The sequence below is a fragment of the Bradyrhizobium sp. sBnM-33 genome (genome assembly GCF_032917945.1).
In the GTDB taxonomy this organism is placed as follows: domain Bacteria; phylum Pseudomonadota; class Alphaproteobacteria; order Rhizobiales; family Xanthobacteraceae; genus Bradyrhizobium.
The window spans coordinates 5459597-5472662 of record NZ_CP136624.1 but is presented as its reverse complement, the minus strand read 5'-3'; the positions used below and the strand labels follow the sequence as shown (position 1 = coordinate 5472662).

Annotated in this window: 14 protein-coding genes; 6 read left to right on the top strand and 8 right to left on the bottom strand. The window is 61.6% G+C overall.

Annotated elements, in window-relative coordinates; genetic code table 11:
- Positions 1 to 99 precede the first annotated feature (99 nt).
- The 8 genes from RX328_RS25570 to RX328_RS25535 form a co-directional block, all read right to left on the bottom strand.
- A complete protein-coding gene (locus RX328_RS25570) occupies positions 100 to 453 on the bottom strand; it encodes a PRC-barrel domain-containing protein (RefSeq protein WP_213253162.1) in 354 nt (117 codons plus the stop codon).
- A gap of 73 nt (positions 454 to 526) precedes the next feature.
- Positions 527 to 1078, bottom strand: coding sequence for a hypothetical protein (locus tag RX328_RS25565; protein WP_213253140.1), 552 nt, complete (start codon positions 1076 to 1078; stop codon positions 527 to 529).
- 390 nt (positions 1079 to 1468) lie between these two features.
- Positions 1469 to 1684 carry a hypothetical protein gene (locus RX328_RS25560; protein ID WP_213253141.1) on the bottom strand — a complete coding sequence of 72 codons (216 nt, stop codon included), beginning with the start codon at positions 1682 to 1684 and terminating at the stop codon, positions 1469 to 1471.
- Positions 1685 to 1828: 144 nt separating this feature from the next.
- Positions 1829 to 2827: an aminotransferase class I/II-fold pyridoxal phosphate-dependent enzyme gene (locus RX328_RS25555; protein ID WP_213253142.1), complete on the bottom strand. Its 999-nt coding sequence runs from the start codon at positions 2825 to 2827 to the stop codon at positions 1829 to 1831.
- Between the two features lie 62 nt (positions 2828 to 2889).
- The gene (locus RX328_RS25550; protein ID WP_213253143.1) at positions 2890 to 3528 is read right to left on the bottom strand and encodes an SCO family protein; all 639 of its coding nucleotides are present in this window, start codon (positions 3526 to 3528) and stop codon (positions 2890 to 2892) included.
- A 68-nt stretch (positions 3529 to 3596) separates the two neighbouring features.
- A complete protein-coding gene (locus RX328_RS25545) occupies positions 3597 to 4052 on the bottom strand; it encodes a c-type cytochrome (protein WP_213253144.1) in 456 nt (151 codons plus the stop codon).
- 10 nt (positions 4053 to 4062) lie between these two features.
- Positions 4063 to 5196: a metallophosphoesterase family protein gene (locus RX328_RS25540; protein ID WP_213253145.1), complete on the bottom strand. Its 1134-nt coding sequence runs from the start codon at positions 5194 to 5196 to the stop codon at positions 4063 to 4065.
- A gap of 73 nt (positions 5197 to 5269) precedes the next feature.
- On the bottom strand, positions 5270 to 5980 hold the full coding sequence (locus tag RX328_RS25535; protein ID WP_213253146.1) for a carboxypeptidase regulatory-like domain-containing protein: 711 nt from the start codon (positions 5978 to 5980) through the stop codon (positions 5270 to 5272).
- 236 nt (positions 5981 to 6216) lie between these two features.
- On the opposite strand from RX328_RS25535, the gene RX328_RS25530 reads away from it, so the two are divergent.
- The 6 genes from RX328_RS25530 to RX328_RS25505 all read left to right on the top strand — a co-directional run bounded on the left by RX328_RS25530 (position 6217) and on the right by RX328_RS25505 (position 13048).
- The gene (locus RX328_RS25530) at positions 6217 to 7650 is read left to right on the top strand and encodes a cbb3-type cytochrome c oxidase subunit I (protein ID WP_213253147.1); all 1434 of its coding nucleotides are present in this window, start codon (positions 6217 to 6219) and stop codon (positions 7648 to 7650) included.
- Positions 7647 to 9446, top strand: coding sequence for a cbb3-type cytochrome c oxidase subunit II (locus tag RX328_RS25525; RefSeq protein WP_249726670.1), 1800 nt, complete (start codon positions 7647 to 7649; stop codon positions 9444 to 9446). Before RX328_RS25530 ends, RX328_RS25525 begins: the two co-directional genes overlap by 4 nt.
- 147 nt (positions 9447 to 9593) lie before the next feature.
- Complete coding sequence (locus tag RX328_RS25520) at positions 9594 to 9818, top strand: hypothetical protein (protein ID WP_213253148.1); 225 nt, start codon at positions 9594 to 9596, stop codon at positions 9816 to 9818.
- 161 nt (positions 9819 to 9979) lie between these two features.
- On the top strand, positions 9980 to 10102 hold the full coding sequence (locus RX328_RS25515; protein ID WP_283772390.1) for a hypothetical protein: 123 nt from the start codon (positions 9980 to 9982) through the stop codon (positions 10100 to 10102).
- A gap of 49 nt (positions 10103 to 10151) precedes the next feature.
- Positions 10152 to 10877, top strand: coding sequence for a sulfite exporter TauE/SafE family protein (locus tag RX328_RS25510; protein ID WP_213253149.1), 726 nt, complete (start codon positions 10152 to 10154; stop codon positions 10875 to 10877).
- A complete protein-coding gene (locus RX328_RS25505; protein ID WP_249726671.1) occupies positions 10874 to 13048 on the top strand; it encodes a heavy metal translocating P-type ATPase in 2175 nt (724 codons plus the stop codon). Before RX328_RS25510 ends, RX328_RS25505 begins: the two co-directional genes overlap by 4 nt.
- Positions 13049 to 13066: the final 18 nt, after the last annotated feature.

Sequence of the window (13066 nt, the reverse complement as noted above, 5' to 3'; positions counted from 1 at the left end):
AACCACTCCGCTGTCCGCCTCACCGCCTCGCAGAAACCATCCGACAGCTCCCCTTTTCGCCCGAACAGAAAAAGGGCCGCTCTAGGCGGCTTTTTTTGATCAATAGCCGTAATAATTGTTGACCGTGCGGTTTCGGCTTGCGTCTGCCCAGTTCCAATCATTGTCGTTGCCGAACTTCGGGGCGCCGCGGAGCTGTTGTTCTGTGACGTTCGTGCGGTAGCCACCTAGTGTCGTGTCATATTCCAACGACTGCCAAGGCAGAGGATAATAGTCGTCTCCGATTCCTAAGAACCCGCCAAAGCTAAGTACGGCATAGGATACCGTGCCGCTGAGCTTATCGATCATCACCCGTTGAATGGATCCGATCTTGTTGTTGTCAGGTCCATACACCGCAGTTCCTTCGACCTTGTCGCTGCCGATCAGGTTCCCAGTCTCTCTTTCATTTGCTGCCATTGCCATTGTGGCCTCCTCCTAGGGGGTGGAGAAAGGCCAACGAAGAGCCGAATCAACCGTTCCGCATACAGGCTCAATCTTGCCGTGCGGTGCATGGGATCGTTACTCGGAGTTGGTTGATAAACACAGGCGTAAGCTGCGGCTCCAGTATCTGTGCACGAGCGCCGTCGCGCTGCGCTCCGGTGGAGCGGCATTTCAGCGCGGTGTAAGGATCGGAACTCTTGTCAAAATTACCGTTTTCGTCCGAAAGCCACATCGTCAAACTAGAGGATGGGTCGACGTGGCAGATTTCGCCGGCGATGTAGACCAGCATCCCGCCGACCACCGTTGCGGCTTTTCGAGATAAACGATGAAGTCGCCTCGCACGCGCTAATTCCGACGACGGAACCCGTGTGCGCGTACGGAGGCGTATTTTTCGAAAAAGGGCTGCGCGGTCCTGTTGCAGCCGACCCCCGAGGTGATTCATACGTTCAACAGCTCGCATGCGAAGAAGATCGGCCTTTTTCACGTTACCTGCTGAATCGGGCCGGCCGCGACTGCGCTGCGGCGGATGAGCAAAAGCCCGAGAGCGCATTGAGAACATCGAAGCACGCTCGTGCGTGCTGCCGGCGGCGAAAACCACCATCGTCTAAGTCCAAGAGGTCCTGACCGCGCTGAGCCCCGAATGTCCGCACTGACGTGAGCAGAGCGGACTTGCCGAGAATCGCCCTCGGGTCAATCTGCGACCAAGCAGCATGTCCGCGACGGGTCCGCTTACCGATCAATAGCGAACATTACACTCGGCTCTGGCGGCGCGGCCTTTTTCTTCTCCTCGGCAAACGCACTGTCGCCACGACCATGGGAACGCTAAAAATTCTGCAAAGCGAACGCCGAGGGGAATCATGATCGTGGGTTCCCGCTCGCCCGCCAGCCTCAGCGTACGAGCACAGAATAGTTCACCTTCGCATCTTTGATTGTCATTGCGACTTTGCGATGCGCTGTGACGGGTGCCACCAGAGCTTGCGCTTAAGCGGTTTCAGTATTTCTCTTCTTCGACCGTTAGTGGTTTCCAGTGCGTCGGCGGCTCCGGACTGATTACGCGGTTTTCGATGCCCGGGATGCGCGTGTTGGCAGACCAGCACTGACTTCCCTTGTGCCAAAATCCTTCCACATCGCTCGACCAGCAGTCATTGTGCAGCAGAACGAACACCCCGTCTCTAGGTGCGGTACTGATGTCCCGCCATTCGCTCATTGTGCGGGTCCCTCGCTCGATTCCGTTTAGTGAATGCCTCAAAGCATGCTTCGAGTCTATCGCGCTCCTCACTTGGGCAGTGCCGGCGGTGTAGTCGAATGCTCCACCTCATAAGGTTTGCGACGGGGACAGGACGTTGTTCCTTCACTCCGCCGCATCGATCAAGCAGCCCTCGAGCGGCAAGGCGACCCGGCGCCAGACATCTGTAAGCGCCTCTGCCAATTGATCGATCAAAACATCATCGTGATAGGGCGTCGCCGTAATGCGCAGCCGCTCGGTTCCCCTCGGCACCGTCGGATAATTGATTGGTTGGAGATAGATGCCATGCTCGGAGAGCAACAAGTCGCTCGCGCGCTTGCATTTCTCCGGGTCGCCGACCATGACCGGCAGAATATGGGTCTCGCTCCGCATGATCGGCAGACCTGCCGCCGTCAGTGCGGACTTCGCGCGCGTAGCACATTCTTGTTGGCGCGTTCGCTCCGATTGCGAGCTCTTCAGGTGGCGAATAGCGGCCGTTGCCGCCGCGCAAATTGCTGGCGGCAGCGCAGTGGTGAAGATGAAGCCGGGAGCATAGGAGCGGACCGCATCGACAAGGTTCGCGCTACCGGCAACGTAACCGCCCAGGCAGCCGAATGCCTTCGCGAGCGTCCCCTCAATCACATCGATGCGCTGCATCACGCCCTCACGCGCCGCAATCCCGGCTCCGGCAGGGCCGTACATGCCGACAGCATGGACTTCGTCTAGATACGTCATCGCATCGTATCGTTCAGCGGTTGCCATGCCGGTTTGGTTCGACACGTAACCCGATGTGAAGACGAGCGCCGCCTCCTTGCCATGAAGGTCGGCGAGCTCGCGCTCAAGCTCCACGAGAGGATGATTCGTGCCAGAAATATTGCGCGTCCCACCGGCGCCCGTTCCCATCCTTGTCGCGATCTCGACCATTGCGCCAATCACTTTCGGATGTTGGCCCATGCCGAGATAATCGTTGGAGCACCAGATCACGACCTCACGCGGGCCTTGCGGTGAATGCCAGATCGCGCGAGGAAGTCGGCCTGCGATCCGCTCTAGGTCGGCGAACACGCGGTAACGCAACTCTCGCCGCACGCGCCCGATCGCGTCCGTGAAAAAGGCGTCATAATTCATGCGGCGGCCGACTCCTGCGGCCCTGGCGGCTCCCACCACCATCGTAACACCACGTCAGCATCTTATCTGACCCCCTCGTTCGTTCGGACGCGAGATTGTCGCACAAGTTCGCGCAACGTGGCGGCAACGCGATCGCCCGGCGTGTCCGCGTCAAAGGCCCGCACGAATTTCCCTTGCGGGTCCATCACATAGAGATAGGAACTGTGATCGACGACGCGATCTTCGGCACCCGCGCCGTATGTGCGAGTGACGTAATAGACTCCGTACTCCTTGGCTGCCGCGGCGATTTGCTCCGCGTTCCCGGTGAGCCCGACGATCCGTGAATCGAACGAGCGGGTGTATTCTCCGATGACGTCGGGAGTATCGCGCTGCGGATCGACGGTGATAAAGAGCGGCTGCACCTCGGCCACGTCCGGGCCAAGCTTCTCAAGTGCGATGGCGACCTCATGAAGAGTCATCGGGCAGGTATTCGGACAGGAAGTGTATCCGAAGAAAACCAGCAACCATTTGCCGCCGTAACTCTGATCCGTCACCGTCGCGCCGTCGGGAGCTATAAGCGTCCATGGGCCGCCGATCGTGACTGGCGCGGCGGCTGGCACGTACGGGTAACTCGTCGTCAGCGCCGCTGCGAACGCGATGCTGGCAAGCGCCTGCGGACGGATCAACAATCGAACGAACTTACGCGCGCGATTCATGTACATCAGTGTCCCTCCCTTGCGGGATCACCAACCGCCTTTCGCGGACCGGCACGGGCACCGTCCAGGTCGAGCTAAAATTTGCCCGGCGTCAATACCGAGCCGCTGTTCGACCAGTAAATGTACGCTTCCAAGGCCTTCATCGCCTCGGAGCCATCATCGATCTTCTCGCCCTGGTTGGGCTTCTCGATGCACCAGTTGATCATGTCGCGGAGTGTCGCGAATTTGGCCATCTGCGCTTGGAACTTCGGGAATGTGTGCGGGTGGGTATCCGCAGTTTGGGGATGGCACATGGCGCATGCCATCCCAGTGGTTGAGAGCACGACCCCCATTTGTTTAGCCATCGCTTCATCGCCGTGGAAAAGGAGATCGCCCTTTCTGACCTCCTCCATGAAAGCGTCCTGGTAGGCTTTCAGCTGTTCCTGCTTTATCGGCGTCTTATGAGCATCGACCGGACCCACAAGTACAGCAACAGTTCCAAGGACCCCAATCAACAACACGGTTCGAGAGCATGTCGTTCGGGTGATCATGGTGCGCTCCCTAGTACGGCCAGATCGTGTCGGCGATTCGTGGGCGCAGGACCTCAGGAATACTTTTACTGGCGTCCTCCGGGGACTGGGCGAAGACCTCCTTCCGCCCCCACATCACGTATTCGACGTCGACCTTGTCCCCTTCGGTCACGTCAACTTTGCCCCATCCGACGCCGTCGTAGATGTCGCCTGGGTCGACGCGGATCATCGGTTTGGTAAGCTTGGGCACACCCTCCGGCGCATAGGGCCAAGGCCACGCGGTCGCCAGCATGCCGATCGAGCGTACGTTGCCGATCTCGTTATAGAGCACCTGATGGACGTGACCGTGGATGTTGGTGACCTTGGCATAAGGCTTCAGCACGTCATTGACTTCGCGCCAGTCACGCACCCAGAAGTTCCAAGGTGGATAATACTCGTAAAGCGGATTATGGCTGAAAATGACAACGGGCCGGTTTCGATCCCATGTGGAAAGCGTCTTCTGCAGCCAATCAAGTTGATCGCGGCCAACCCCGGCCCACGGGCCAGCGACAGTGCCGTCGAGGACCGACATGTGCGCCATGCGCTCCTCGGGGCTCATTTTCTTCATGCTCCAATAGTCCGGAGCGCGGCTGACCGTGTCGAGGCCGATGAATCGCACCCCCTTGTGATCGAAGGTCCAGTTGGCCGGGCCGAACAGCTCGCCCCACTTCTTGCCCATGTCGAGGTACCAGTCGTGCTCGCCCGGGATGAAGACCTTTCGAATTTTCACTTCCTTCAGGATCTCATTGCCGAGTTCGAGCTCCTCAATCTTGCCGAGCTGGGCTAGGTCGCCGCCGAAAATCATAAAGTCCGCCGGCGGGCTCATGGCCTGGACTTCCTTCGCTGCGCGCACTGTCTTTTCGACGAAGCGCGTGTTGAGAGACTTCGGATAGAGATGGGTGTCGGAGATCCAGGCGAACTTGAAGGGTTGCTCGGCAGCGTGGGCGACGTCGATGGTATTCATCAGCGGCCACCAAGCGAAGGTCTCTGCCACACTCGCCGCGCCCACCAGACATGACCGATGAATGAACGTCCGCCGGGTAATCCGCAGCGTCGGATCAGGTCGCACCCCGGGTTGGTTAAGCTCCGTAGCTATTTCGCGCCGATCTTGCTCGAGCTCAGACATCGGTGCCTCCTCCGATGGGCATCCCCCCGATGGAAGTCGGTCCCTTTGTCCCGGCTGTCCGACGCGCCGAAGTCTAGGGCTTCTTCAATTCGATTGTGAGAGGCGTCGGCTTTCCCGCCGCCACGGTCACGGACTGCTGGACAGGCCCGATAAAGGGCTGAAATGCCACGAGCGTATAGTTGCCGGGCGGGACGTCCGTGATGCTGAACTTGCCGTCGGCGCCGGTGATCGTGTAGTAGGGATTATCGGTCACGTAGATCCAACCTTCCATCCAGCCGTGTGCATCGCAGTCGATGCGCACGACACCGGACCGCGGCAACTCGACCGGAATTCGCTGTCCCTGGTTCGGCAGGGCGAGATTGAAGGCGGTGCGCTTGCCGTAGTAGCCGTGCGTGTTGTGAAGCATTGGGTCGCTGTTGACGACGTCCAGCTTCCCCGCGCGGATCACCTGAACCTCGGGCACGAAGCGGCACTTGACGTTATCGATTTCTGGCGTCTTGGCAGTCGGCGGCCAAGCTTTTCCCTTCGTTACCTGGGACAGGTACACCACTGCATTCTGTACGCTTTGGTTGGGCCCAATCTGCATCACCGGCTCCTCGCGGGCGCCGCCGCAGACCTCAACATCTTTTGTTGGGATGATCTTCCGTGTTGGCACTGTGTCGCGGAACACGACCGTGCCTTCGAGCGCTCCGCCACCTGCGACCGGACCCTCTTCGTATGCTTGCGCAGGTATGCTCATTCCCGCCGTGAAGGCGGCTGCGAACAGCAGCTTGGCGACACTCATAGCCGACCTCCCCTATCCACGAAAATTTGTGGGGAATCGACAATTAATTGTGGATGACAATCCTAAATGATTGTCTTAACATAAGAAAAGAGTCAAGAGAAATTTTGGAGCGTTGCGCATTCCGGATCGTGCCCCGCATGCGGAGGGGCATGATGGCCTCACGGAGGCCGCTGCGGAAAACGCGCTGAGAATTGGCCCCAGCCTACCGTCGGATCGGTTAGCGGAGGGGACGCGCCATGACCGAGACGTTGCACGGCAGGTTCACCGGCATCGATCTGGATGATCTGGTCGACTGGCGGGTTGTGCGAACGTGGCTTTATTTCGGGATGTTCTGGCTCCTTGTCACGCCATCGATCGGCGTCGCCCTCTCAAGCCTCTTCAATCATCCCGATTATCTCGGCAACGCAATAGGGCTCACCTTCGGCAGGCTGCGGCCTGTGCACGTCAATGGCGTCATCTTCGGCGCCTTTTCGACGCTGTTCATCGGCGAATGTTATTACCTTGTGCCGCGCCTATGCGGCGTTCGCGTGGTCTGGTCGCAACTGGGCGTTCCGCTGGCCTGGCTATGGAGTATCGCCGTTTTCGCCGGTCTGGTGTCGCTGGCATTCGGCCAGAATCACGGTCTTGAAGCTGGCGAGCTTCCGCTGTTCGCCGAAATCCCGATCTTCATCGTCGTCGCGACGGTGACCGCGCAATTCCTCATCACCATCGGGCAGCGACTGGAGCCGCCGCTTTATGTTGCGCTCTGGTACCTGATCGCCACCTTCATCTGGACGACGATGAATCTCGTCCTCGGCAGCTTTATCTTGCCCTACACGATTTCCGGCATCAACAGCGCGGCCTTTCATGGTCTGTACATCCACTACATCGTCGGGCTGTGGCTGACGCCGGCGGGCTATGTGCTGATCTACTATTTTCTCCCCGTTAGCGCGCGCAATCCGCTGTTTGCGCACAAGCTCTCTTTGGTCGGCTTCTGGTCGCTCGCCCTGTTCTATCCCTTCGTCGGCATCCATCATTATCTCTACAGTCCAATTGCCGACTGGGCCGAAACGCTGGCGGTCATCACCTCGATGCTTCTCATCATTCCGGTGTGGACCGTGCTGGTGAATTTCTTCGGGACGATGACGGGCAAGTGGCACGAGTTCGGGCGCAACCTGCCTGCCAAGTTCCTGATCATGGGCTCGCTAATGTATCTCATCGGGTGCTTCCAGGGCTCGACCGAAGCCTTGCGCGCAGTTCAGCAGCCCACCCACTTCTCCGACTTCGTCATCTCCCACTCGCACCTCACCGTATTCGGGACCTTCGTTGTCTGGGCGATGGGCGGTCTGGTCTATGTCTGGCCGCGGGCATTCAAGCGCGAATTATGGTCCTTCAGGCTTGGCAACTGGTCGTTCTGGCTGATTACCGTCGGCATTGCCACCATGGGCCTGGTGCTGACCGCCGCCGGCCTGCAGCAGGGCTTTCAGTGGATGAGCGGCACCGACTGGCTCGACACCGTAGTGTGGATGCAGCCCTACTGGCTGGTGCGCACAATGTCCGGCATCAGCATGGATGTCGGCATGTCTCTCTTGGTCATCAATCTGGCGATGACGGCGCTGACCAGTCGGGTCGTGGCCCCGGCGCCGTCGATTGAGCCCGCAGCGATCCCGGTTGGGAGGCCGGCCGAATGAGTGCGCATGACGACGGCACTCGGCCACATGGTGGAGGCGGCGAAAGCCGCGCCGCCCGGTGGCGTGCCTGGTGGCGCTGGAAGCCTGAAGCCATCAGCGCGCGCTTTGTCGCACTGGTCGCCGGCATCATCTTCTTCTTCCTCGCCGTCCTCACCCAGGGCGTTCTCCCCTTCATTGAGCCCTCGGCCCGGACCAGCGAGGTGACTGCAGTCGTCCGTACCGACTACGGCCAGCTCAAATGGATGCTCAGCGACGCCACCGATTACACGCCGACGCAGCGGCTCGGCCGCCAAGTCTATCTGCGCGAGGGCTGCTGGTATTGCCACTCGCAATATGTGCGCCCGGTGACCGGCGAGACGCGCCGCTGGGGCCCGGTGAGCGAGGCCGGCGAATACGCCTATGACGTGCCGCATCTGTTCGGCACCCGGCGCATCGGGCCGGACCTGACCCGGGTCGGGCTCAAATTCAGCAACGAGTGGCATTTCGCCCATTTCTGGAATCCGCGCGAGCTATTGCCTGACTCGATCATGGCGCCGTATCGGGGACTGTTCGACACGCCCCGGGATCCGGTCAAGATCGTCGATGACGGGGCCGGAAATCGCACGCTGGAAAATAATGCGATCACGCAAAAGCTCTTCGACTTCGCAAGCAAGGTGCAGATCAAACTTACGCCGAACCCCGGCGGACTGCTGTTCGTACCGTTGGAAGCACGCGATAAAGCCCCGGTGATCCTGATCCCAAACAACGAATATATCGGCAACACGGTCATGATCGCGGCCGAGACGAAAGAACTCGAAAGTCTGATTGCCTATCTGCAAAAGCTCGGCATGAACCGTGGCAAATGGCGCGACGTGTTCGAGCCGCAGCAGCTTGAGGTGACGCAGGCCACGCTGCCGCGCTCTTCCGAGTGGATTGCCTATGGCCGTGTCGTCTATGAGCGGCGGTGTCTCGGCTGTCATGGCGTCAAGGGCGACGGGAACGGCCCCGCTGCGACGTTCCTGTATCGGCAGCGGCCGCGAAGCTTCGCAGCGGCGGTCTTCAAGTTCAGGCTGACCAAGGAACCTGTCCCGACCGATGGCGATCTCTTGCGCACGATCACGCGGGGCGTGCGCGGCACCGCCATGCCGCCCTGGTATGAGCTGCCGCTGACGGATCGGCTCGCGGTCATCCAATACATCAAATATGAGCTGGCGGTCGACCGCTCCGATCCGGCGAAGCCGTACTCGTTCTTCATCGAGGAACCGCCGGGCGCTCCCTTATATATCCAGCGGCCGCCGGCCCCGTCGCAGCAGATCCTCGCCCGCGGCAAAGAGGTCTGGCGGATCGCCAAATGCTGGGAGTGCCATGGCAATACCGGCAAGGGCGATGGCGAAAAGGCTGCTGGCCTGAAGGACGATCTCGGCTTTCCGATCCCGCCCGCCGATCTGACCACCGGCCAGTTCAAATCGGGTCCGGCGGTCGAAGACATCTTCCGCACCATGACGACCGGGCTGAGCGGCACGCCGATGCCCAATTACCGCGACTCGCTGCCCGAGGAAGACCGCTGGGCACTCGCCTATTACGTGCTCTCGCTCTCCGCCTTCACGGATCCCATCACGGGCGAGCCGCTCCCGATCGCATCCGCGGATCGCACCGCGCTCAACGATCCTAAACTGCAAGCGGACACGCCGGACAAAGCCTATATTCCGAACGGGCGCGCGCAGAGGACCGGCGGATCGAAGGCGGCGCGTGGCAATCCGCGTGAGGAGGCGACGGCCAAACAACCTCAAGCGGCCGCCAAGGAGAATGAACGATGATCACCAATTTCGAAATCGTCGGACCCTATCTCGCCGCCTTGATGATGAGCCTCGGTGCGGTCTGCATCTTCGTTTGGGGCGTATTCTCGGGCGCGTTCCGCGGGGCAGATGAAGCAGCGTTACGGTTTTATCAACGGGAGGTCGGCGATGACGGACCTACAGCAGAGCGACCCGGAAAGCCCGACGCACCCCAGGCTGGAGGTGCGTGAGAGCTCGCCTCCGGATCTGGAAGAATACGCTGGCGGCACTATTCAGGCCCGCGTCGGATATATCCCGGCGTGGCTGCTTGTCACCTACGCAGTCCTCTTCGCATGGGGCCTGTACTACATGTACGCCTATTGGGGCGGCGTTGGGCCGGGGCGGCCTGACTAGGCCCGCTGAATCCGGGGACTTGTTAGGGAACTCGTTAGAGGGAGAGCGGACATGCTGGCAGCGAAGATTGTTCTCGTGGTCGCAGGCGTGAACCTGCTGTTCCTGGCGGGCGAAGTGGCCATGAACGTGGTGCTGATTTCCCTGCGCTGACGGAGGGGACCATGCTGGAAAACACGGCTTTCTTGTTTGCTGATGCAGGCCCATCCCAAGTCATCGCCTTCGTGATCTATGCGACCTGCACCGTCGGCTTCATTGCCTGGCTGATTTACCTCGTTCGAGAATAGGGGACCTCGCGGCTGAGGCGTAGGGTCATGAGTAAACAGGGCGTCTGCGATGACCGCCTATATTGTCATTTTCGCAGCGGGGTTCGCAGGCAGCTTCCACTGCATCGGTATGTGCGGCGGCTTCGCCTGTGCGCTGGGCCGCGATCCGCAAGGAAGCGGTGCGACGCTGCTGCGCCACCTTCTGTACAACACGGGCCGGCTGACGAGTTATTGCTTTTTGGGCGCGCTCGCGGGGGCGCTTGGCCAGGTGATCTGTACATCGCAGGGGACGACGGCGCCGCTGCTAAGCGGTCCGCTCGACAGTGGCCAGCGTATTATGGCCATTGTGGCCGGGCTGCTCATGATCGGCATGGCGCTGCAATTCTTCGGGCTGCTGCCGGGCCTGCATCGCCTCGCGACCGGGTTCGGCGGTAGCACGCTCGCGGTATCGTTGCGCAACCTCTTGAAGGCGCCGGGCCATGCGGCGGCGCTGGCATTCGGCGTGTTCAACGGCTTCCTGCCTTGTCCTCTGGTGTACGCGTTCGCCGCCCAGGCCGCGAGCACCGCCGGAGCCCTCCCCGGCTTTCTCACCATGGCGTCATTCGGCCTCGGGACCTTTCCCGCCATGCTGCTGATGGGCGGCGTCGGCTACACTCTTGCGCCTGCGTGGCGGCAGCGTGGCGTCTGGCTGGCTGGCACATGCATCCTTATGCTGGGATTGATTACACTCGGGCGCGGGCTGTTGCCCTTCGCCGGACATGTCGCCGATAGCTGGCACGGGGGACACGCCATATGACGGCAGCCGACGATACCTTGTGCCGGCATTGCCTGTTGCCCACCGGGCGGCGCGCGATGCGACGCACGGTGAATGGCGAGAGCTGTACGTTCTGCTGCTACGGCTGCTGCATTGCCCATCAGGTACAGAGCGGAAATCGCTACGAATGGGACGCCGCGTGGTTGCTGGTCCGGCTCGGCGTCGGGGGCTTTCTCTCTATGAACGTCATGATGTTCAGCCTGCTGATCTACACCGACCCCTTCGCCGGCGTCGATGCGGATATGCTTCCGTGGATTCATCTCCTGCTCTGGCTGTTCGCTACGCCTGCCGTGGTCATTCTCGGCGGACCGTTCCTGCGCGAGACATGGACCCATGCCACGCAGGGACGGCTGACCGCCTCGGCGCTGATCGTGCTCGGCGTCGGTGCCGCCTACGTCTATTCCATCTTCGCAACGATCGAGCGCAGCCCGCAGGTCTACTTCGATACCGCCTGCATGGTGCTGATGCTGTTCACGGTCGGCTACTATCTCGACGCCGTCGGGCGCGCACGGGCGGCGCGCGATCTGCAGCCGCTGTTGGCAGCGGAAAGCGAATTGGCCACCGTAGTCGATGGCGACGCGGAGCAATGCCGGCCGGTGCGCGAGGTTAGGGCTGGCATGCTTGTGCGGGTTCGGCCAGGGGAGCGCATTCCCGTCGATGGCGTGATCGTCGAAGGGGCATCGCACACCGATGAAGCCGTGATTACCGGGGAAAGCCGGCAGATCGCTAGGGGCGTCGGCTCGCCGGTCGTCGCAGGCAGCATCAACCTCGACGGCCCGCTTCTGATCCGAAGCAGCGGCGCGGGAACTGCGACCCGCTGGGCGCAGATCTGCCGATCAACTCGCGAAGCTTTACTCCGCCGGAGCCCAAGCCAGCGCCTCGCCGACGGTATTGTCGGAGCGTTCGTGCCGCTCATTCTGCTGCTCGGCGTGGGGACCGCGATTTATTGGGCGCAGCACCTGCCGTTCGACCGTGCGCTGCTCATTGGCCTCGCCGTACTGGTGGTGGCCTGTCCCTGCGCGGTGGGCCTTGCCGCACCGATGGCCACATCGCTCGGCATCGGACAACTGGCCCGGCGCGGCTGCTTGGTCCGCGACCCGGTCGCACTGGAGGCGCTCGCGCGAACGCGAGTGCTCGCCTTCGATAAGACCGGCACGCTCACCTCAGGCAACGCGCGTGTCGTCGGCATCGATAGCGAGGGGGTCGACACGAACGAAGTGCTCACGCGCGCCGCCGGCCTGGAACGCCATTCCGAGCACGGCTTTGCCCACGCCGTCGCCGTGGCGGCCGCCGCGCGCGGACTCGAGCCGGTCCCCACCCGCGACGTGCGGACCGTGCCCGGCCGTGGCATCTGCGGCAGCGCCGAAGGTCATCCAGTGGCGGCCGGAAGTGGCGCCTTCATGCGCGATCTAGGCTGCTTGCTGCCGCCGGCCCTGGCCGAGCAAGGGCGATCGCGCGAGGCGAGCGGTCACTCAGTGGTCTATGTCGGTTGGGGTGGGCGGGTGAATGCCGTGTTGTCGCTCGACGATACGCCGCTGCCAGAGGCGCGCGCGACGGTCGAAGCACTACGCTACCGCGGCCTGCGCGTGATGCTGCTGACCGGCGATCTTCCTGCTGCGGCACAGCGAATCGCAGCCGCGGTCGGGTTCGAGACCGAAGATATCCGGGCGGGCCTTGCGCCGGAGGCCAAGTCGGTGGCCCTGGACCGGTACCAGAAAACCTACGGCGTTGTGGCGATGGTCGGCGACGGCCTTAACGACGGACCTGCTCTGGCCCGAGCGGACGTCGGAATTGCCGTTGGTTCGGCGACGGACCTCGCCCGCGAGACCGCGGCGCTCGTGCTGCCCGCTGGTGGGCTTTGGATGCTGCCGTGGGCGGTCGACGTCGCCCGCGCGGTTCGCATGACGATCCTTACCAACCTGATGTGGGCGTTCGGTTATAATTGCATCGCCGTGACCCTGGCGATGCTCGGATGGCTGCAGCCTGTGCTGGCGGCCTCAATCATGGCCGGATCGAGCATCATCGTCGTTTTAAACTCGCTGCGGCTGGAGCGACTGCCGGATCCCGTTCCGTCGGCGGCTCCGGATCAATCGGCGGCGGTTGAAAGCGCTCCCGCCATGCACGCGTCCAGCATTCCGGTTATCGCTGGCTAGGCGATTCCCTGAACGCCA